The 20,907-nt window shown below is 36.5% G+C and carries 20 protein-coding genes; 6 read left to right on the forward strand and 14 right to left on the reverse strand.

Annotated features, from left to right (window positions below; all coding sequences use genetic code 11):
- Positions 1-188: 188 nt before the first annotated feature.
- On the forward strand, positions 189-818 hold the full coding sequence (locus JI723_RS11405) for a TetR/AcrR family transcriptional regulator (RefSeq protein ID WP_272579733.1): 630 nt from the start codon (positions 189-191) through the stop codon (positions 816-818).
- Between the two features lie 2 nt (positions 819-820).
- Here the strand turns inward: JI723_RS11405 and JI723_RS11410 are convergent, their stop codons facing one another.
- Entirely contained in the window at positions 821-1,228 is a 408-nt protein-coding gene (locus tag JI723_RS11410; RefSeq protein WP_319065898.1) for a hypothetical protein, read from the reverse strand.
- A 256-nt stretch (positions 1,229-1,484) separates the two neighbouring features.
- Here JI723_RS11410 and JI723_RS11415 point away from each other — a divergent pair, with 256 nt between their 5' ends.
- On the forward strand, positions 1,485-1,778 hold the full coding sequence (locus tag JI723_RS11415; RefSeq protein ID WP_070929700.1) for a DUF5339 family protein: 294 nt from the start codon (positions 1,485-1,487) through the stop codon (positions 1,776-1,778).
- An 89-nt stretch (positions 1,779-1,867) separates the two neighbouring features.
- Here JI723_RS11415 and JI723_RS11420 read toward each other — a convergent pair whose 3' ends face one another.
- The 10 genes from JI723_RS11420 to JI723_RS11465 form a co-directional block, all read right to left on the reverse strand.
- Positions 1,868-2,305 carry a universal stress protein gene (locus tag JI723_RS11420; RefSeq protein ID WP_070929701.1) on the reverse strand — a complete coding sequence of 146 codons (438 nt, stop codon included), beginning with the start codon at positions 2,303-2,305 and terminating at the stop codon, positions 1,868-1,870.
- 118 nt (positions 2,306-2,423) lie between these two features.
- Positions 2,424-2,762 carry a hypothetical protein gene (locus JI723_RS11425; protein ID WP_070929702.1) on the reverse strand — a complete coding sequence of 113 codons (339 nt, stop codon included), beginning with the start codon at positions 2,760-2,762 and terminating at the stop codon, positions 2,424-2,426.
- 184 nt (positions 2,763-2,946) lie between these two features.
- Positions 2,947-3,375 carry a universal stress protein gene (locus tag JI723_RS11430; protein WP_070929703.1) on the reverse strand — a complete coding sequence of 143 codons (429 nt, stop codon included), beginning with the start codon at positions 3,373-3,375 and terminating at the stop codon, positions 2,947-2,949.
- Positions 3,376-3,487: 112 nt separating this feature from the next.
- Entirely contained in the window at positions 3,488-3,925 is a 438-nt protein-coding gene (locus JI723_RS11435) for a VOC family protein (protein WP_070929704.1), read from the reverse strand.
- Between the two features lie 19 nt (positions 3,926-3,944).
- Entirely contained in the window at positions 3,945-4,853 is a 909-nt protein-coding gene (locus JI723_RS11440; RefSeq protein ID WP_319065896.1) for a Gfo/Idh/MocA family protein, read from the reverse strand.
- 362 nt (positions 4,854-5,215) lie between these two features.
- On the reverse strand, positions 5,216-5,995 hold the full coding sequence (locus JI723_RS11445) for a YaeF family permuted papain-like enzyme (protein ID WP_140179165.1): 780 nt from the start codon (positions 5,993-5,995) through the stop codon (positions 5,216-5,218).
- A 311-nt stretch (positions 5,996-6,306) separates the two neighbouring features.
- Complete coding sequence (gene sra, locus JI723_RS11450) at positions 6,307-6,531, reverse strand: stationary-phase-induced ribosome-associated protein (protein WP_070929707.1); 225 nt, start codon at positions 6,529-6,531, stop codon at positions 6,307-6,309.
- 398 nt (positions 6,532-6,929) lie between these two features.
- Positions 6,930-7,946: an ABC transporter permease gene (locus JI723_RS11455; protein WP_272579730.1), complete on the reverse strand. Its 1,017-nt coding sequence runs from the start codon at positions 7,944-7,946 to the stop codon at positions 6,930-6,932.
- An 11-nt stretch (positions 7,947-7,957) separates the two neighbouring features.
- Entirely contained in the window at positions 7,958-9,514 is a 1,557-nt protein-coding gene (locus JI723_RS11460; RefSeq protein ID WP_337979388.1) for a sugar ABC transporter ATP-binding protein, read from the reverse strand.
- Positions 9,515-9,590: 76 nt separating this feature from the next.
- On the reverse strand, positions 9,591-10,514 hold the full coding sequence (locus tag JI723_RS11465) for a substrate-binding domain-containing protein (RefSeq protein ID WP_139158716.1): 924 nt from the start codon (positions 10,512-10,514) through the stop codon (positions 9,591-9,593).
- Between the two features lie 464 nt (positions 10,515-10,978).
- Between JI723_RS11465 and JI723_RS11470 the strand changes: the two genes are divergently transcribed.
- The gene (locus JI723_RS11470; protein ID WP_337979389.1) at positions 10,979-14,272 is read left to right on the forward strand and encodes a M66 family metalloprotease; all 3,294 of its coding nucleotides are present in this window, start codon (positions 10,979-10,981) and stop codon (positions 14,270-14,272) included.
- Positions 14,273-14,364: 92 nt separating this feature from the next.
- Here JI723_RS11470 and JI723_RS11475 read toward each other — a convergent pair whose 3' ends face one another.
- On the reverse strand, positions 14,365-14,706 hold the full coding sequence (locus JI723_RS11475) for an MliC family protein (protein WP_272579726.1): 342 nt from the start codon (positions 14,704-14,706) through the stop codon (positions 14,365-14,367).
- Positions 14,707-14,927: 221 nt separating this feature from the next.
- Here JI723_RS11475 and JI723_RS11480 point away from each other — a divergent pair, with 221 nt between their 5' ends.
- From JI723_RS11480 to ttcA, 3 genes are all read left to right on the forward strand, one after another.
- Complete coding sequence (locus JI723_RS11480) at positions 14,928-15,632, forward strand: aspartate/glutamate racemase family protein (protein WP_272579725.1); 705 nt, start codon at positions 14,928-14,930, stop codon at positions 15,630-15,632.
- Positions 15,633-16,006: 374 nt separating this feature from the next.
- Positions 16,007-16,255, forward strand: coding sequence for a helix-turn-helix domain-containing protein (locus JI723_RS11485; RefSeq protein WP_319065885.1), 249 nt, complete (start codon positions 16,007-16,009; stop codon positions 16,253-16,255).
- A 268-nt stretch (positions 16,256-16,523) separates the two neighbouring features.
- Positions 16,524-17,438 (forward strand): tRNA 2-thiocytidine(32) synthetase TtcA, encoded by a 915-nt coding sequence (gene ttcA, locus JI723_RS11490; protein WP_070929715.1) that lies wholly within the window; start codon positions 16,524-16,526, stop codon positions 17,436-17,438.
- A 335-nt stretch (positions 17,439-17,773) separates the two neighbouring features.
- Here the strand turns inward: ttcA and zntB are convergent, their stop codons facing one another.
- Both zntB and JI723_RS11500 read right to left on the reverse strand, forming a co-directional pair.
- The gene (zntB, locus tag JI723_RS11495; RefSeq protein ID WP_272579723.1) at positions 17,774-18,757 is read right to left on the reverse strand and encodes a zinc transporter ZntB; all 984 of its coding nucleotides are present in this window, start codon (positions 18,755-18,757) and stop codon (positions 17,774-17,776) included.
- 378 nt (positions 18,758-19,135) lie between these two features.
- Entirely contained in the window at positions 19,136-20,758 is a 1,623-nt protein-coding gene (locus JI723_RS11500; RefSeq protein ID WP_272579722.1) for a peptide ABC transporter substrate-binding protein, read from the reverse strand.
- Positions 20,759-20,907 lie beyond the last annotated feature (149 nt).

The following is a 20,907-nucleotide window of genomic DNA, read 5'->3' on the forward strand; positions in this document are numbered from 1 at the left end:
AACACTGTAATTATTCAGATAATAGTTCAAACATGATAACCTTTGTCGGTATCATAGAGCGAAATAATAGCCTGAATCATGATCTCTTTCAGGTTAAGTATGATTAATCATTATCGACCTTATCTTTCATGATAATCACGAGTTAGGATTAATCATTAAATAAATCATAATGCTAGGAATAATATTGCATGAATACCCCATTTCCAGCCAAAACCCCCAAAGGACAACGCCGTAATAAAGCATTAATTTCTGCGGCCTCTGAGATTTTTATTCAACATGGGTTTGAAGGAACAACGCTGGATATGATTATTGAGCGCGCGGGGGGATCGCGTTCTACTTTATATAAAAATTTTGGCGATAAAGAGGGATTATTTGCCGCCGTTATCGAAACAATGATTGATGATATATTCAGTGACTATGAAACCACGCCACCTGCACCTCAGACCATCGAGTCTGTATTATCTTTTTATGGTGCGAGATTTTTGCTGAATGTGATTAAACCACAATCCATTGGTTTATACCGTTTGATCCTTGGCGAATATAATCGTTTTCCTGAAATCAGTCAGGCCTTTTTTGAACAAGGCCCCGTGCGTAGCTATCGATTATTAGCAGAAAAACTTCTTGAGTTACCTGAAGTAAAAGTTAATGAAAAAATACTGCTCAGTATTTCATCACGCTTCTTGGAAATGCTAAAAGCAGATGTGTTTATTACCACTTTCTGTGTTGCTGATTTCCAACCTAGTGATGAATTTATAACTCAGCAAATTTCGCTTTCCGTTGATATCATCGCCAGCTACATTCGCAAAATTAGTCGCTAAATTTATTTAGCGACTAATTCTGTTGCTCGTTGTTTTGCTGAGGTAATATCACTTTCAATAATAACTTCAGGTCCATATAAATTAGAAAGTAATGGCGCCATTTCTTCCATCTCTGCTTTATTGCTGCCGTTAGGTTGTAATGTTACGACCATTGCTCGGCAATGCTCTATCATTGGCTCCCTCGCATGTTTTAACCAGCGGCGAACATATTTCATCGCTTCCATATGTTCTGTAGTTGGTTTGCCTTTTGGCTTTTGTACAGGAGGATAAATCAACGCAAATTGTAGTCTTCTTGCAAGTAGCAAGTCCATTTCCTCTAGCCATAAACGTGTTTCATCCATTGTTTCAGGAAACGTATTTATCACACAAACAGGCCATTCCACTGTATTAATAATAGTTTTATTCGGCATCACTCTATCTCCTTACAACCAAAAGTGTACTTAACTGTACACTTTAATCCATGGCATGGTCAATAATGATTCTCATTTATATTTAGACATTTCGTGCTATTTGTCTGTGTTGTAAAAAGAAGATAAAACGAACAGATAAATCCTAATATGTAGAAAAAAAACCGCACTGAAGAAAATATGCTTACTGAGGATGATGTCTTTTTTAATATGGAATGCTATTCTCGCATTATTGTTACGTCAAAAAAGCGAATAAATTATGAAAAAATTACTACCGGCCGTTTTAGGGATAATAGTTACATTAACTGCATTTGGCGCAAATGCAGGAAAAAACTGTGATACTTATTTTCAAGAAATGAATGCGCTTGTGAAACAAGCTGAAGAGCAATATAAAAGCGAGCCCGATGCTAAAGAACGCATCGCAGAAATGAAACAACAATTAGCTGACGCTAAAAAAGCATTAGCTGATTATCCAGAAGATGCACAAGAACAAGCATGCGAACAAGGCATTCAAGCTATCCAAAAAGCAAAAGAAGCGGTTGAAGGGAAATAACCATTAATTCTATAACTCTCATCTAATTCTAGCTTAATACACAATCCTAAAAGTAAGGTCAGTGATAAACTGACCTTATCTGCATTTTCTTATCTAACAACTAACACTGAAATTTTCGCATACGAAACAATACCCGAAGCATTTGAGCCTAATAAATGAGTCGTAATACTTGGATTGCGAGAACCAATAACAATAAGATCTGCACCAATTTCTTCCGCTTCAGATAAAACTTTATCTCGTGGCGAGCCAAACACAACTTTGAAGCTAATATCTTCATGTGGGTAATCAATCTTCGCAATAATCTCTTTTAGCTGTTCTTCTGAACGTTCAAGTGCTTTTTTCGCAAAAGAAGACAGCAGATCATAATGGTAGCTATAACTCATCGAAAACCGGGACACATCGGGTACAGAGTGAAAAAGATGTATTTTTGCTCCTGATGCTTTAGCCAAATAAATAGCATGTTTTAACGCTTTATCCGTCAGAACATCTTCAGAAATATCGACAGGAACCAAAATTTTATTATACATATGATACCCTCATTAACATGTAAGCGTGCTTATCCTGTAAAGTATAGCTTCAATAAAATCAAACTGCCGTGAGCTAAATGATGATTTGTTAAAGCTAGTTCACAATTTCATCAAAATACTAATCTTCCTCTAAATGCCATTTATGCAGAATACGATGGATAAATGGAGTCACAATTAGACCAATACTAATGATGAATACACTCTGCAAAAATAAGCCATAAATGGCGATAAAAAAACGTCCGCCTTGTGTTATTGGTGCAGGTTCTATTTCTTGGCCACTTAACATAGATAATGCATTGAGCATCGACTCCATGAGTGAATGACCTTCAATAAAATAAAAACCAATAATGCCTGGCAATAGCCCAAGAAAAAAGACCAATAGAGATAAACAATAAAAACGCAGTACCCTTAATATAAAGTGCTCAATGCGGATCACTTCTTTTGAGAACTTCTCCATAAATAAGCTCGTTTTCCTTTTATGCAATAAAATTCAGTATGCTGAACTATAACATTCAATAGCTTAAATGGGGTAAAATAAAAGACAAACAAACAGTCGTAAAAAGATTGATTTATATTGATTTTAAATGTGCTGAATGGGTACCTAAAAACCTACCTGAATACAGATAGGTTTACTTCGCTCCTTAACGCACAACTAAAACGGATGTTTCTGCGTAACGGACAATACCCGCTGCCGTTGAACCTAAAAGATGGGTAGTAATATTTGGACGACGTGAGCCAATCACAATAATATCTGCATTGATATCTTTTGCAGTATTAATCACTTCATCACGAGGTGAGCCAAATGTAATTGTGTAGTTTACATCAGACAGTGGCAAGTCGATTGAATCCACTAACATTTTCATATCTTCTTCTGCCTTAACGGTTGCGCGATCTTTGATTTCCATATATCCCAGCGCATAAGCATTAATAATTGCAGAAGAAATCGGCAGTACATGAATTAAATGCAGCTTTGCCCCTGATTGTTTAGCTAAATTAACTGCATGACGAACCGCTTTACTGGTAAGTTCATCTTCAGTTAAATCTATAGGAACCAGAATTGTTTTATACATATCCCCTCCTGATAAAAAATAGAATTTAAGTTAACAGAAGAATTATATACCGTTATGTAAAAATATCTCGTCAACAACTAAATAAATGAGATCTCTCACAATAAATTTATGTTTACTCTCTTAACCAAGGCGTAATCGTCAGACTCACCAACATTCCTTCAGGACTCAATAAACGAGTAACAGTTTGCCCCCAAGGTTCTATTTTCTGGTTAATCAGTAAAGAATAACCGTGATCGATAAAATTTTGCGTGGCTTTAGATAAACTTGCGACTTCAAATTCAATCCAACTTTGAGGAATAATATGCTCTTTTGGCCAGTGTTCTTGTCCAAAACAAGATTGTGCTACCTGCTCAAGCGGCCATAAGGCAAAATGATTAATGCCACCTAGCTGCTCTTCTTCACAAGTTAAGTAATCACTATTCCCTTCCATCTCTTGTAAAGGTAACCCAAGCGCAGCCTGATAAAAATGACGACTCGCCAATGAGTCACGTGTTATAGGACCAAAACCGGCAACAAATAACACTTCTGAATCTTGAGCAGGATTAAACATATTGCCTACCTTATTTATTTTATGCCAAAAATTTTTCAATTAATTGTTGTGCATAAATGGCTTGTTCGCCACTAATTTCAGGTTCTGTTTGATGGCTCACCGCTTCAATAAAATGACGGATTGCGCCATCAAACCCTCTTTGCACTAAAATAGAATCCCAGCTAGATGGCTGTATTTGTTTTATACCTGATTGACCCTCACTCAACCAATGGTTCATATTAGTCACTTGATAGATCCCGCCATCACACGTTGCGGTAACTTGTTCTTGCTGACTTCCAGCTCGACGATGCATTGACGTTGTCACCCAACAACCATTAACGAGTAAATGATGCTCTGCATAAAATAACTGCTGTTTTTCGGTAGCAATAATACTGCCACTTTGAATTGTCGCTTGATGACCAGCTAACCAAATCGCAGTATCAACTACATGCAAATAATCATCCAATAATGTAAAACGCACATCATTTGGCCCGACACTATTGCTACGATGTTTTTCCATTCGCAATGATGCCACCTGACCCAGATTTTGTTTAAGCGATTGATAAAAAGGTGCAAAACGGCGGTTAAAACCAACCATCAAAAACAATTTTTGTTTTTTTGCGAAATTAATAAGTTGCTCTGATTGAGTCAGTGTTTCTGCGAGTGGCTTATCAACATACACATGAACCCCTGCTGATAACAGAGTGTGGATCACCTCAAAATGACTCGACGTACTGGTATGTACAAAGACGGCATCACATTGTGAGGCTAATTGCTTAATATCTGAATATAAAGGAATACGGTAATTATCACATACCACCTTTGCTTTGATTTGGTTAGGGGAAAAAGCCCCAATCAATTGCCAACTATCGGTTTTACTTAAGACTGGAAGGTAAGCTTTCTGAGCGATCGAACCTAGACCCACAATACCAATTCGTAATTTTCCCATCAAAGAGTGGCTCCTATATGCTGAATTCAGAAAAATACTAGTAAATATACCTATGCTGCTATTTTGAAACCCGAGTACCCGCAGTCAGATTTTATCCTAGCACAAAATCAGAACATCACTCAACTAACTGAATTTATAGATATTATTTTTAAGAATGTACATATTCGATTAAAATCTTCATTAACTGACAAAAAAGGGTTGATTTATTAAATGAGAATGGTTATCTTTTACTTAACGAATACCTGAGTAAATTACTCAAGTTTTTGTTAACGACATTGCTCACATTGCTTCCAGTTTTAGCAGGCCAACCACTTTGAGTTGGCCTTTTTTTTATTTTTAACTACAATTAATTGATAAAACTGTTATTTTTTACGAATAGCACTCGCAAAACTCCATGATTTCAAGTGTCCTACGTAACTCAATCGATGGGTAGGCATAAATGTAGGTACATCATCAGTTCGCATATGTAGAATATCTGCTGGCGTGATCCAAGCCGAATTGCCTTCAAATAATGGCATACCTGCATATTTATAAGCATCTAAAACAAACTGCGAACAAAAGAAACCATTTGCTTGGTCAACATCATTACCTAGTTGTACGCTTGCTAGTGTTTTCAAACAAAAATTACGTATCGTTTGGCCAATTAAGGGTAATTCGCAAACACGCTTAGTCAGCATCCAAGGGGCGATCATGACGATACCTTTATAGTTATACTTACCACCATCATTTTGCACAGAAAATTCGCGTAATTTATTCGCATGCATCGATGTCAAACCTGATTGACGTAATACCACCATATTATTAGAATCTGAAATCGCTTGATCGAGGGAAATGATCCTTACCCCACTGCCGACAGATTCCGCAACCTCTCCAGCACCTAAATAGATTGAGGCATGGCTAACCCCACTGATACTGAATAAGCGGATCCCCCATGAGTTCAACCCTGTTGCCGATGATAATAAAATATCTCCAGGTAACATATCTGAAACTGCTAATACCTCAACGGATTCTTTAATCGGTATCGTGTTTGCTTGTTGGATACTAAATTTTAACCTATTAGTTTCTTCATCTTTTTTGAAACCCGTAGAACAACCGCTAATAACCAGTAGACACAAACATAAAATCAAACATTTGTAATTCATTAACAGGGATCCCTACCCAATTTTTATCTTTATATACTAAGCACTGTAACCAAGTTAGCCATTCTTCTTTCATCAGAAAGGTCTCAATATTGTGCTTGATTTTCAACAAAGGCACTAGTTACTGCAATCACAATTTAGCAACGACATACTAGTTACGATCAGGAGGGAACTCTCATCAAAAAAGTTTTTTAATGTAGATAAAATAATAAAATTTATTTTTAATGAAATTAAACCGTTTGGAGATATTAATAAATACAAATTTCAATATATACCCTCTAGCCATACATGCTAGAGGGTAAACATACATTCAATTAGCTAACAACATATTCAGGATAAAAGACTGTTGTTGAATGATATGTTTTTTTCTCTGTCGCTGTATTTTTTAGTGCAGCAACGACCGATTTATTTTGTAAATCGTCGGGTAAATTTGAAGTGGCATTCTCTTTGGTGACAATTGATACACGCAAATTTTTCTTAGAACGGCTCAATTTATAAGGCATGCCTAACAAGCGACGTGCTGCATTATTACTTACCATTTTATCGACTCCTAAACTAAGTATTTTAATTCAACAATATATTGAACATCAAAAATATAGCCAGTGTGACTACATGGGTTATTTTCTTTTTATATAAAGAAATAACGCTAATAGTATAGCAGTAATAAAAAATAATTAAACAACCAAATTAGCCACCGCATAAAACCATAAAAATAGTTATAATTGAAAGTATATACTCTAAATAATTCGAGTTGCGGGTAGGCGACAAGCGAAAATAGACGAGGAGTATAGATAAACACGGTGAATCAATGTGTATCACGTAGTCACTTACACCTTAAACAAAAAACCCTACAACTTGAAGTATCACGAGTATATTATGTTAAAAAACACCTTTTCATATATAAATGAAAAGGTGTTGATACAAAAAGCTCACTATTTTAATGTGCACCACGACGGTTTTTAGCATAAGTATCAAATGCAACTGCTAAAATAATAATTAACCCTGTAATTATTTGCTGATAATAAGCTGAAACATTCATTAAGACTAAACCATTAATTAATATACCCATAATAATTGAGCCAATAATCGTTCCCCCAATACGGCCATATCCTCCCATTAATGAGGTTCCGCCAATAACTACAGACGCGATCACACGTAGCTCAAATGTCATACCTGCAACGGCTTCAGCACTCCCTAAACGTGCACTCAATACAAATCCTGCCAACCCTGCTAAACAACCAATCACAACATAAACGCTGACTAACACACGCTTGACATTAACCCCTGCTAGTCTAGCAGCTTCTTGATTGCTGCCTACGGCATACACAAAACGTCCCCAGCGACTTTTATGCAGAGCCAAATAACCAATCAATGCAACAATAGCAAAGATCCAAATCGGTACAGAAATACCCAGTAATTCTCCACGTCCCCACCAGCGATAGCCTGCATCAAATCCAGAAATAGGCGCACCATCATTGATCACTAATGTTAAACCGCGCCAAATTGTCATACCGCCTAACGTCACAATAAATGGCGGTATATTCAAGCGAGTAATACCAAGTCCTTGTAAGAAACCAATACCTGTTCCAACTGCTAAGCAAATGGCTAAGCCAACTAGCCAGCTCATTCCCCCCCACGCATTAACATCTAAGCCGACTAAATTGTCGCCCTTAATAATAAAGGCCGCCGTCATCGCACTAACAGCAAGTATTGAACCAACTGATAAATCGATCCCCGCAGTTAAGATAACTAATGTCATGCCAACAGCCATAATGCCGTAAATAGACACTTCAGTTAGAATATTAGTCACATTGCGTTCTGTCAGAAAATTACTATTTTGTGTTTGGAAAAATAATACCAATAACACCATAAAAATTAGCACGCCAAAACGCTCAAAAAATGCAATAAAATCAATTTTATTACGGCTAACCGCCGTAGAAGATTGTTGTAACATATAAACCTCTCTTATACGGCAGTTTCAATCATGGAGTTTTGATGACAAATTGCCATCATCATCATTAATTTTTCCTCTGTCGCATCATCACCTAAAATTTCGCCTGTCATCCGCCCTTCACTTAAAGTAATGATCCGATCTGAAATCGCCATCACTTCAGGCAAATCAGAGGAAATAACGATCACGGCCACCCCTTTCTTAGCCATTTCAAAAATAACCTGATGCACTTCAGATTTAGTACCTACATCAATACCACGTGTAGGTTCATCAACAATCAATACCTTCGGGGACATCGCCATACAACGAGCAAGGATCACTTTTTGTTGATTCCCGCCTGACAATTTACGAACTTCTTGTTCACTACTTGCCATTTTAATTTGTAAGGCTTGTTTATAACTTTCTATTAATGCATTTTCTTTATTGGTATCAACCATCCAGCCCATTTTTAATAACTGGGATAAACCTGATAAGGACAAGTTATAACGAATCGATAACCCTAAAGCTGCACCTTCTTTTTTGCGATCTTCAGGAACTAAGGCAATCCCTTTATCTAACGCATGCATAGGCGTTGTTGGCTGGTAAGGTTGCCCATCAAGGGTAAACTCTCCTGATGTATATTTGTCAGCACCAAATAAGCAACGAGCAACTTCTGTTCTCCCTGCCCCCATTAACCCTGCGATGCCTAAAATTTCCCCTTCATGAACATCAAAGTTAATATCATGTAATGCAATACCGTGTGGGTCGAGAGGGGGTTTTTCTTTATATAAATGCTTCACTGACAAGCGAATAGGTTTGTCGCGATGATACGTTTCGCTGACAGGACGTCGCTCAAAAATAACGTTGCGGCCAACCATCATACGAATAATTTCTTGTACCGATGTGTCAGCAACATTCCCAGAGCCTGTATATCGCCCATCTTGAAATACCGTAAACTTGTCACAAATTTGAAAAACTTCATGTAAACGGTGAGTGACATAAATAACGCTAACACCTCGATGTTTTAATTCTCTGACGACACGATGTAAGCTTTCTACCTCAACATCACTTAGTGCCGCTGAAGGTTCATCCATTACAATTAATTTAGCATTCAATGTTAATGCTCTCGCGATTTCTATCATTTGCTGCTGTGCCACGCTTAAACGTGCGACTTGCGTAGTGGGTGAAATAGCTAGCTGCAAATAATCAAGAATGGCTTTTGCTTCTTGATTAAGCACTTTTTCATTCACCATCCAACGCATTTTTAACGCCTCTCGTCCCAAAAACATATTTTCAGCAACCGTCATATTTGGCAGTAAATTAAATTCTTGGTAAATCGTGATGATCCCTTTTTGCTGGCGAATAACAGGAGAATCCGTTAATGAGAGTATTTCACCATTAAACCAAATATCACCACTAGTTTGTGGCTGAGCGCCTGCTAAAGCTTTTAAAAACGTTGATTTGCCCGCTCCATTTTCTCCTAATAAAGCATGCACTTCCCCTGGCATCACCGTCATTTGAGCTTGGCTCAATGCCCAAATTCCTGAAAAGCTTTTCGCTAAATTGGTAATTTTAAGTAGTGGCTCTGACATAAAAACTCCTTTTCAGGAAATCAGGGATTTACTGCTAAAGAGGGATAACCATCTTCTCCCTCTTTAGCCCCTGAAATTATTTCAATTCACCGATACGTTCTGCTTGGTCTAGGTTGTCTTTACTGATAATGGTCGGGGCGTAATCAGCGCCTGTAATTTCTTTTTTATCGCGGATATTATCCACTAGTTGTCCCATCGCCATTTTCACCGCATAACCTGCTCGTTGATCGGCAGTCACAGCCATCCAACCTTCTTTAATTCGGCCTAGCGCTTCAGGACCTGCATCAAAACCAGTAACGAGTACTTCTCCTGGTTTAAAGCCTTGCGCACTCAATGCCTCAATTGCCCCTAATGCCATATCATCGTTAGCGGATAAGATCACGTCGGGTTTTTTAGGTAATGAAGGTAGTAAACTTTCAGTGATACGCATCCCTTCCGCTCGCATCCAGTTACCATTTTGATCAGCAACTAAACGGTATTTAGTACCACCTTCTTTTAAGCTATCTCGAATACCTTTAGTACGTTCAATATTTGAGGATGAACCAGGCTGACCCGTAATTAAAATAAGATCCGCTCCATCAGGAAATTGCTGTTTAACATATTCAGCAATGGCATAACCGCCTTTGTAATTATTGGCACCGAAGTGTGGGACTGGTTTTTGTGCATTGATCGTTCTATCAAGTGTCACGACAGGAAGACCCGCGTTTTGAATTTCAACTACCGCATCAGCAATAGCATTAACATCATTTGGTGAAACAATAAAACCTTGAGCACCACGTGTAATCGCATTCTCAATATCGGCGACTTGTTTCGGTGAACTGCCTTGGCCGTCTAAAACTTGAATATTAACATCAAGCTCTTTGGCTGTTTTTACCGCAGATTTTTGCATATGAACTTCAAATGGGCTCGCCAATGTTGGTGGACTAAAAACGATCTGTTCATTTTTTGCCATCGCCTGCGTCGTTAGCCCAAGAACAGCAACCAGCGCGGTTAATTTCATGATTTTCTTCATTTTGCCCTTCCCACTGATTATAGATGTGTGTTGTGTAGATTTTCGCCATCCGTTAACAAGGCGATAACATAGATATACAACAATGAAACATATATTCCAATTTTTGTTATATGAAAATTTTATTTTTGTTGAGCTGATAACGAAAACAGCGAGAAAGTGCTTAAAAAATGTTAGATGGGTCACGATTTTCTCTGAGGGAGCGAACCATAGGAGATGATTGACGATAAAAATTTACTTCATACTTTCAATTTTAATGATGATTGAAATTTTCATTTTATTTCTGAACGAATTGATTTCTAGAACGAGTTGATATAGCAATAGTTACAATTACATTAATAAATTAAGAATGACTCTTAAATAATTTACTTATTATTTTTTTATTTTTCTATAGTATATCGACAAGTCAATTGGATTGATTAAATAGCCAGAGCTAATAAATAAAAAGGAATTATATGTTAGTTTGTACAATTTGTATTTGCCAAAACCAGCAATCAAGTATTCTGCCTTCAACTATTGTTGATAATAGTCATTCACAATCATTTCTAAATTTGCAAAATGATAGAATAAATAATGGTCAGCTGAATGAAATATGGCAATATTTGCTGGAGCATCACACCGTGCTCAAAACATTAGATTTATTATTAAATAACCAAAATTTAAGTAAAAATACTGATAAGGAAAACAAACACTATAGTGCATTGATGCTAGAATATAAAAAAGAAATTGGAAAGTTATTTTATTTTAATACCAGTGAGTTCCCAAGCGATATTCAAGGAGAGCTTAAAGGAAATGTATTCTATGCTCAAAGTAGTATTATTCCAGCAGCTTACCATATAGATGATGATCAGCATCCTCATCTTGTTGCTGATCGTAAAACACTAGTCATTTTTAAGCCACATGTAAAAATTGAAAATAATGGAAATTTAGAGCTAAAAATACTTAATAAAGATGATGAAGAAATATACTCCGCTAAATTAGCTCCCCCATCAGAGCTACCGAGATTACCTAACAATAAGAGTGATTTTATTGAACTAACACCAGACGATTTTTTTATGCCAACTATTTTTGATGCTGATATTAACTCACCTGATCTAGTTAATCAAATATCTAAAGATCCATCTTATTTAAATCACTTCTTAACTCAAAACACAACGATAAACTTAAACATACATGAAACAAGCTCACCATTTTTTCTATCATTTGACTCTTTAGCTAAGCATCCAAATAAAAAAATCATTTTTAATATTAAGAATAATGTTGATGCTAAAATAAAATACAATAATAAACTCATCAAAATGGCTAATGATCGGTCAATTGTTATGGTAAGTGATGCAGACGGTAATTGGCATACTCGTGAAGATGCTCGCTTGTCTCAGCATTATAAACATGCATTAAACCATTATACTAAAAATAAAACTCCAGCCTCTTTTGATATAAAGCTTGATTCTAATGAGAAAATTAACAGTTTTTCTAAAAACATTGAATACTTTGATGAGATCCTGAATAAAAATAATTTAATAAAAATTTCAACTGGAGATGGATATTGGGCGAAAAACTTCAACCTTCCCAATGGAAAAAAATATTCGAACAAAAAAATACTCTTTTCATCTCAAGCTTCCTTTCATAGCGATATCTCTTATGGTGATAATAAAATCAGAGTTTCTACCGATGAGGAACAATTATTTGTTAGCGATAAAAATGGAATATGGTCAATAGCAAACAGTAGATATAAAGAAAATATTGACTATTCAAAACCTGATTCATTTTCTATAAAAATAGATAATAACGAACAAATTCAGAAAATTTCAAAAGATATAGAGCAATTAAATAAAATCATTTCCATAAATGATAGTGTGTCTATATTCACATCTGATGGAAATTGGGCCTCAAAATTTATACTAGATACAGACCCTAAATTTGCAAATAAGAAAATCTACGTCTCATCCTCTGCCAGCTACAATACTGATATTTATTACGGTGATAAAAAAATCACGATAGAAACTAACCAAAGTAAACTATTTGTCTCGGATAAATTTGGTTTTTGGCGCACAATTGAAGATGAAACATTAATTTCTAATGAAGAAGAAATACAATATATTGAAAATGGTTGGTCTACCATTATTCCTAAAAGTCATATTAAACCAGAAATAAAATTGAGCTTTCACTATAAAAATAAACAAGGCTCATTACCTACAGTTAAAGTTGGAGCTCCGTCCTCCCTGTTACTGCATACTATTGATATTGGTATGTTAACTCCCTATCGAGATGAATTTAGTTTCCAAGATGATCCTGAATTACATCGCCAATTTTTGCAGCAGCTCCCCACCAGCCAATTAATAGTAACTAAATATAAACCTGTTCAACTCAATGAAGTTGTTTTACCAAATGGTACTCGCTATACACAAAAATCCGCTGATAACGGTGGAGGACACAGTGGTGATATGCGAGAAAAGATAGCTAAAGATCTTATCTCTGATGGTATTAACTTAGCTAATTATGGTATCAATTCCTCAGCACCGAATGAAAATAGTTATTTACCTACGCCGCAAATAACGATCCACAATGCGATTGGTAACTATGATAATGGTGTTCAAGTACATGGCTGGTCAGGCGGAGCAGGTAAAGCGACGCTTTATAATTCTACTGGAAATGAATTTAGTCATGAGTTAGGTCATAATTTTCAAATAGGACACTACCATAAAGGGTTTCATGGTGGAGTACATGCGCATGCTAATCATAAAAACTCAACATGGGGATGGGATTCAGATAATAATGTTTTTATTCCCAATTTTGAAAAAGAGAAAAAAAATGAATTAGTCTATTTAGACGATCGAAACACAACCAATCAGCCCGCGGCTCATCCCTATAAAAAACACACCATGACTAAAGATGCGATGTCAGGTGGAAAACCTTATGATTCATCTATTAATGCATTTACCCTTTATACACCCGCTACAACGCAATCAATTCAACAATATTTTGAAAATCATATTGAATTTAATCAAGATTCGCCAACCGGTTATAAAAAATGGGATCCTAAAACGCAGAAAATGGAAGACTATCAACTTAGCCTAAATATTGTAAAACTGAATATTGAGATTAAAAATGAAACCAATATTGATCAAAATGAGCTAAATCATTTTTTTAATAACAACGATTATTTAAAGATCCATAGCTATAATGGCCATTACACCCCTAATATTTATATCCCTGATGCTACACAGAAGAATAAAGGTAATATTATCGAGGTCTTTAGAGAATCCGACTATAACATGAAAATTCATGTTAATAGTGATAAAATAAATATTAAACATGGTGAAAAATTATACTTTAAATCTAATGGGCAATCATGGGAGCAATTATCAAAGGTCATTCATAGCAAGAAACCATATAAACAAGGTATTCCTGTCGTTACCCTAATTGGATATTATGACCCTGAAAATCAACTACAAAATTTTATTACCCCCGCATTAGAAGGCTCGTATGGAATGGTTTATCATCCAGATGCAGAAAACCAACAAGGCGCATTTTTACGCATAACACTCGCCAATGGGCAAATGATTGATTATAAACTTAATCGATCTAGGGTTGTTAATAATAAAATGAATAAATTTCATATTAATATTGAACGTAAGCTATCCCCAATAAAAGCAGAATTATTCATTAAAGGAAAATCTATTTTAACTCAAGAGATACAACTGGATAACGAAGAGCTCACAACCACAATAAATGGTATCACGCAATAAATTTTTCTTACCCCTAGTATTCACTAGGGGTAACTGTAAAATTTCATTTCGCTATCGTTCAAACATAATTGTTTGTCATGCGAATATACGCATCAGTTCGATGACTTAACCAGTGTGCACGTACGGCCTTTATCATCAGAAACGCGGTTATTGACCACATCGTCTTCAGCAATAGTGGCTAGATTAAATTCATTTTTTCCTCGTGCCCAGATCTGCATATTTTCGCCCACATAACGGGCACCACTGGCGGAAGGAACACTTTTTAGCACAATTAACTCATCGCTGTATAACATAGCTGCCGTGTTTTCATCTGGGAAAGAGACTTTTATTTTCTGGCCTTCACAGTTATAAGTATCCGTTTTTGCGGCATAAGCTGAAGATGCTGTGAGTGCGGATATCAGCGCTAACGTAGCAACCGAAATAACTTTACGCATACTTGCTCCTTGAATAAATTGGTTTAATTAAAATTCAACATAAGTATCATAGTAAAGATAGCACTTAGTAACATAATATTCTTCCTTAAATAGACCTTTTTTGTATAATCATTTTATGTCTTGAGTTATTGATAAGTAATTACACTTATTTCCAAACTGATTAATGACTTATTCAAACAATGCTTTCTCTTGTACAACGGGATCATAATTAAGGAACACACATGAAAACAATCGGCTTAATTGGGGGAATGAGTTGGGAATCTACACTACTTTATTATAAACAACTTAATGAAGGTGTTAAGAAACAGCTCGGAGGTCTTCACTCTGCTAAGATTGTACTTTATAGCGTGGATTTTGCCGAAATTGAACATTTACAAGCAGCGGGACAATGGCAACTTGCCGGACAGTTACTTGCACAGGCTGGTAAAAATATAGAGCAAGCAGGTGCTGATTTTATCGTCCTTTGCACCAATACCATGCACAAAGTTGCCGAGCAGATTGAGCATAATACCAATATCCCGTTACTGCACATCGCAGATGCCACTGGTGAACATATTGTTGCTGCTGGAATAAAAACAATTGGCTTACTAGGTACTGCTTTCACAATGGAGCAATCTTTCTATAAAAGCCGCCTTCGGGAAAAATATAATTTATCTGTCCTCACACCTTCAGATGAGGATAGGAAGATCATTCATGATATTATTTATCAAGAACTGTGTTTAGGGAAAATTAATACTCATTCTAAAAAACAATATCAAAGAATTATGGCATCATTGGTGGAGCAAGGTGCTGAAGGGATTATCCTTGGATGCACTGAAATTACTCTTCTTGTTGATCAATCTGATACCTCTGTACCACTATTTGATACAACAGCACTACATGCAAGTAAAGCTGTTGATATAGCCTTAAACAAAAAACAGAGATGAGTTTATAAACCTTTTTATATAACTCATAAAATTCTTTTATTACACAGTGACATGGGCTAAATATAATAAATATAGCTCATTAGATTCCACTATCATCAACATCCAATTGAGATCTTCTTTATATGAGTGTATTTACTTATAATTAAAACATGGAAGAGAAAATTTATGTAAACCCTCTAGTTTTAATATCTGTAAATATCTAAATTTGATATTTTTTAAGTTAACTTATCTTTTTTTTTATTATTTAATAAAGATTAAATTTCTTAGATATTAAATTTCAATTTTATTAACCCTATTTACCAGAAAATGACTATTGAATTACTTGTTTTATATCTGATAATAGTTATTACATTCTATACTTGGAATAAATACTCATGAAATCATCAAAATCTAGAGGTGTTTCTTTAGGTAAATATATTAAGCAGTTACGTACTTCTCGGAATATTTCAATAACGGCTATGGCTGCTGCATTAAAAATATCTGAAAGTAATTATATTCAATACGAATCAGGTACTCTTTCAATTTATGTGGAACACTTAGTGATTATTGCTAGTCTCCTTGATGTCGATATCATCTATTTATTAGAAGCATTTGAAAATCCTAAAAAAGATATTTGGATCTGAGTAAATTCGCTAGCATCAGTGTGTTCCACATAAACATTTAGCTCTACCAACCTCGATGCATGTTTCTAACTAAAAATAATGCGCCTTCCACCGTTAACCGTATCAAAAGGCACCTTCCTTCTGTTATCATGAGTTCCTTTTTGGTATTTTGCCGTAAATTTGTGCGCTTTAACTTAGTCGCTCTGAGAGTTACCATGAGTATAGGCGCCTTCAGGACAATTTATCATCAGTTAATTTATTTATCAGCAACGGTATAGAACAGTAGAAAATGAACGCACAGAAAGAACAATATAACTTTAATAAGTTACAAAAAAGATTACGCCGCGATGTAGGGCAAGCTATTGCCGATTTCAACATGATCGAAGACGGCGATCGCATTATGGTCTGCTTGTCTGGCGGTAAAGATAGCTATACTCTACTTTCTATCCTACAAAGTTTGCAAAAAAGTGCGCCTATCTCTTTCTCTCTGATTGCCGTCAATTTAGATCAAAAACAACCTGGTTTTCCTGAACATATTCTTCCTGAGTATCTCGATAAACTGGGTGTTGAATATAAAATAGTTGAAGAAAACACCTATGGGATTGTCAAAGAAAAAATTCCTGAAGGAAAAACCACTTGTTCATTGTGCTCTCGCCTACGCAGAGGGATTTTATATCGCACTGCCACTGAACTTGGTGCAACCAAAATCGCATTAGGCCATCACCGCGATGATATATTGCAAACCTTATTCCTAAATATGTTTTATGGTGGGAAATTAAAAGGTATGCCACCAAAACTAATGAGTGATGATGGCAAACATATTGTTATCCGCCCTCTTGCTTATTGTCGCGAAAAAGATATTGAGCGTTATTCACAAGCAAAAGCGTTCCCGATTATCCCTTGTAACCTTTGTGGTTCACAACCTAACTTGCAACGTCAGGTGATCAAAGATTTACTGCGCGATTGGGATAAACGCTACCCTGGACGTATCGAAACGATGTTTAGAGCGACACAAAACGTTGTACCATCACACTTATGCGATACAGAACTGTTCGATTTTAAAAATGTATCCCACGGCGGTGAAGTGATTAATGGTGGCGACCTTGCCTTTGATCGTGAAGATATCCCTACACAGGTTGAAATTGATGAAGATGACAGACCTGAATTTATGGCTGCGCGTTTAGATATCATCGAAGTGAAATAATTTTATTGCCACCTTCTGGTGGCATATACTGAAAATGACTTATAAAGGCGACTAGCGACACGTAACTATCGCTCTCATACCTGAGCCAAAGCGCTGCTACTTGAAGTCTAATGAGTCTATTTTGAATGCAAAAAAAAGCCGATGTGATATATACATCGGCATTACAGTGGTCAATTATTCTGTATAAGAACTCAATATGAGAAAAACTACAATTATGGAGCACAACGTTCATCGCTCAACGTTGCATTCACCTGCGGAACTAATAGTGCCTTAAAACGACATGCTTTTTATTGATTTACCTCAAAAGAGGTAAGGTTAGTCGTAATAACTTATTTTTAAAGCCAACGGCTACGTCTCAACCACCAGAAAACCGTACCAATGAGCGCAGCAAGTAAAAAACAAAATACACTGAAAGCAAATCGGAACTCATTACCGGGGATCCCACCTAAATTGACCCCAAACAACCCAGTCAAAAATGTAGTTGGCAAGAAAATCATAGCGAGTAATGACATGGTATAAATACGACGATTCATCATCTCAGTCATCATATTGGTAATTTCATCAGACATAATGGCCGTTCGAGATACAAAGCCGTCTAAATCTTCAATACAGCGCCCTAAACGATCAGAAATCTCCTGTAAACGCCTTCGGTCTGTTTCATCAAGCCACAATAATTTTTCTGTTGTCATACGCGCCAGCATATCCCTCTGCGGTGCCATATAACGACGGATCACAATGATTTGTTTGCGCAATAGTGCCAACTCACCACGCTCAGGGATTTCACCGTTTAAAATGAAGTCTTCCATTTCAATCAAACGTTCATGTAATGTATCCGTAAAATCGCTGATTTCATCAGTGATCGCATCTGCGACCGCTACCAGCCAATCACCCGTGCTTTCAGCGCCAACACCTTCTTGCAAATCGGTTATCACTGTATCCAGTGAATTCACTTTTCTGTGACGACTTGAGATGATTATACGCCCATTAATAAATACCCTGAATGCAACTAACTGTTCAGGCCTTTGACCAGCATTGGTATTTAGTGTTTGCAAGGTTAATAAAACACCATCACCAACTCTTAAGATGCGCCAACGCCCTGCATGGCCACAAAGTGCTGATTTGACCTGTTCATTAAATAATTCTGAGCCTTCGATCCATTTCTCACTATCCCGATTTTTATAATCATAATGTAACCAAAATGGATTTTGTTGTGTTGCACTTGCATTCACATCAAGAGGGAAAAAACCGCCATCTCCATTTAACTGAAATGCATGTACAGGGCTAGAGCTCTGAAATAATGAACCATAGATCAGCGCCATGCTGTTGTCTCCTTCCATAAAAATATGTATTAGCTATAGCATAGAGGGAATATAACAGTAATATCAAGAAAACAACGGTATATTAAGAATTGTGCACTACCCGCTTTCAAATAACGTCATCGCCATTTTCGTTAAATAGCCATACGCAATTTGCCACAAACGAACAATAAATTAACATGCGATTGCATTAGTATCACTCAGGTAGTGTTTATTCCTTTTTTGGTCCTCCTTCTGACTCTCCAGCAGAAGGAGCTTTTTCGTGATGAAATGACAGTAGCAGATTAAATATAGACTTATCTTCCGTTGCAGCGCGGTGACCTTCACTTTTCGCCTACCTGCCTCTTCAAGTTCTCTGGAATATATAAACCAGAATGTTAATCAATGTGCTGTAATATAAAAACTATGGCTATAAGCAACATCTTCTGGGTTTTCAATTGGATAACCTTTTAGCCACGGTTTAATTAATCGTGCATTGGTATATTGGTAGATAGGTGCAATTGGTGCTTCTTGCGCAATAATCGCCTCCGCTTGGTTATAATAACGATTTCGTAAGTCTGCATTCGTTTCAATACTCGCTGATGCAATCACTTCATCGTAGCGTTTACTATTAAATTTTGGAATATTGCCATTATGTTGCGAAGTCAACAGTGATAAAAATGTTGATGGCTCATTAAAATCACCAATCCATGATGCTCTGATCACATCAAAATTACCGGTATTACGGCTGTCAATATACGTTTTCCATTCCTGATTAACTAATTTGACCTCAACACCAAGTTTTTTCTTCCACATTGAAGCAACAGCAATAGCAATTTTTTGATGATTTTCCGAGCTATTATATAACAGTACCAATTCTAATGGTTTATGAGGGCCATATCCTGCTGCTTGTAATAGTACTTTAGCCTGCTCATCTAACTCTTTCTGAGTATAACTTTCATAAATTCCTTTTTGTGGCTTAAAACCGTCAGTGACATCAGGGGTAAAGTGATTGGCAGGTTTCTCACCTGTGCCTAATACTTTTTTAGCAATGAGTTGACGATCAATTGCCATAGATAGTGCTTTGCGCACACGTACATCGTTAGTGGGTGCCCTTTGTGTATTAAATGCATAATAATAGGTTCCCAGCTGATCTGGCGTGAAAACCTCATTTGGAATATCAGCAAGTAACTTTTGATAACGCTGTTTCGGGAAGGATTCTGTGATATCCAAATCACCCGCTAAATAACGATTCGTCGCATGTGACTCTTGGTTAATCGGCACAAATGTCACTTTAGTGATCACCGTATTTGCATGATCCCAATAATACGGATTTGGTGTTAATACAATTTTTTCATTCACTACCCTATCAGAAAGGCTAAATGCACCATTTCCAACTAAATTGCCCACCTTAATCCAATCTGCACCGTACTTTTCAATTGTCTTTGCATGTACCGGAAATAAGCTAAAGTTAGCCGTTAAAGAAGGGAAATAAGGAACGGGTTTGTCTAACACAACTTTAAGGGTATGTTTGTCAAGGGCTTCAACACCAAGTTTTTCTGCGGGAAGCTTGCCATCGATAATTTGTTGTGCGTTATTGATCCCTGCTAACGCGCCAAACCAAGCAAACGGCGATGTATTTTCAGGTTTAACTAACCGACGCCAACTGTATACAAAATCCTCGGCTGTAACTGGTTCACCATTTGACCAACGTGCATCAGGACGTAATTTGAAAAGCCATGTTTTGTTATCTGTGGTGCTCCAACTTTGGGCAACTCCAGGTATTGGGCGACCATGGTTATCTTGATTAACTAAACCTTCAAACAAGTCACGCATTACCTGAGCTTCAGTTAAACCAACTGATTTAATTGGGTCTAATGATGCAGGTTCATCTTTTAGATGACGTGTAACTTCTTGATTTTTTGCAAGTACAGTACCGGCTGGGATCACCGCAGAGATAGCCGGAGCCGCGGTAAATATCGCTGTGAAAATAATCGCTAAAGATGAAAGTGAGCATTTATGCATTTTTGGAATTCTGTCTTATTAGCAAAAGAATCAGCTAAGTATTTCGTCACTGAGACAAAAATAAACTCAACTATGATAAAGATATTTTAAACAATAAAATACCTCAGCCGGAAGCTTTAGATCGTACGTCATACCTAGAGCTTTTTATA

This window comes from Providencia manganoxydans, assembly GCF_016618195.1.
GTDB lineage: Bacteria > Pseudomonadota > Gammaproteobacteria > Enterobacterales > Enterobacteriaceae > Providencia > Providencia manganoxydans.

Bases quoted from the DNA above. Each gene is read 5' to 3' on its own strand.
- JI723_RS11405 (WP_272579733.1), top strand. From the start codon at position 189: ATGAATACCCCATTTCCAGCCAAAACCCCCAAAGGACAACGCCGTAAT.
- JI723_RS11410 (WP_319065898.1), bottom strand. From the start codon at position 1,228: ATGCCGAATAAAACTATTATTAATACAGTGGAATGGCCTGTTTGTGTG.
- JI723_RS11415 (WP_070929700.1), top strand. From the start codon at position 1,485: ATGAAAAAATTACTACCGGCCGTTTTAGGGATAATAGTTACATTAACT.
- JI723_RS11420 (WP_070929701.1), bottom strand. From the start codon at position 2,305: ATGTATAATAAAATTTTGGTTCCTGTCGATATTTCTGAAGATGTTCTG.
- JI723_RS11425 (WP_070929702.1), bottom strand. From the start codon at position 2,762: ATGGAGAAGTTCTCAAAAGAAGTGATCCGCATTGAGCACTTTATATTA.
- JI723_RS11430 (WP_070929703.1), bottom strand. From the start codon at position 3,375: ATGTATAAAACAATTCTGGTTCCTATAGATTTAACTGAAGATGAACTT.
- JI723_RS11435 (WP_070929704.1), bottom strand. From the start codon at position 3,925: ATGTTTAATCCTGCTCAAGATTCAGAAGTGTTATTTGTTGCCGGTTTT.
- JI723_RS11440 (WP_319065896.1), bottom strand. From the start codon at position 4,853: ATGGGAAAATTACGAATTGGTATTGTGGGTCTAGGTTCGATCGCTCAG.
- JI723_RS11445 (WP_140179165.1), bottom strand. From the start codon at position 5,995: ATGAATTACAAATGTTTGATTTTATGTTTGTGTCTACTGGTTATTAGC.
- sra (WP_070929707.1), bottom strand. From the start codon at position 6,531: ATGGTAAGTAATAATGCAGCACGTCGCTTGTTAGGCATGCCTTATAAA.
- JI723_RS11455 (WP_272579730.1), bottom strand. From the start codon at position 7,946: ATGTTACAACAATCTTCTACGGCGGTTAGCCGTAATAAAATTGATTTT.
- JI723_RS11460 (WP_337979388.1), bottom strand. From the start codon at position 9,514: ATGTCAGAGCCACTACTTAAAATTACCAATTTAGCGAAAAGCTTTTCA.
- JI723_RS11465 (WP_139158716.1), bottom strand. From the start codon at position 10,514: ATGAAATTAACCGCGCTGGTTGCTGTTCTTGGGCTAACGACGCAGGCG.
- JI723_RS11470 (WP_337979389.1), top strand. From the start codon at position 10,979: ATGTTAGTTTGTACAATTTGTATTTGCCAAAACCAGCAATCAAGTATT.
- JI723_RS11475 (WP_272579726.1), bottom strand. From the start codon at position 14,706: ATGCGTAAAGTTATTTCGGTTGCTACGTTAGCGCTGATATCCGCACTC.
- JI723_RS11480 (WP_272579725.1), top strand. From the start codon at position 14,928: ATGAAAACAATCGGCTTAATTGGGGGAATGAGTTGGGAATCTACACTA.
- JI723_RS11485 (WP_319065885.1), top strand. From the start codon at position 16,007: ATGAAATCATCAAAATCTAGAGGTGTTTCTTTAGGTAAATATATTAAG.
- ttcA (WP_070929715.1), top strand. From the start codon at position 16,524: ATGAACGCACAGAAAGAACAATATAACTTTAATAAGTTACAAAAAAGA.
- zntB (WP_272579723.1), bottom strand. From the start codon at position 18,757: ATGGCGCTGATCTATGGTTCATTATTTCAGAGCTCTAGCCCTGTACAT.
- JI723_RS11500 (WP_272579722.1), bottom strand. From the start codon at position 20,758: ATGCATAAATGCTCACTTTCATCTTTAGCGATTATTTTCACAGCGATA.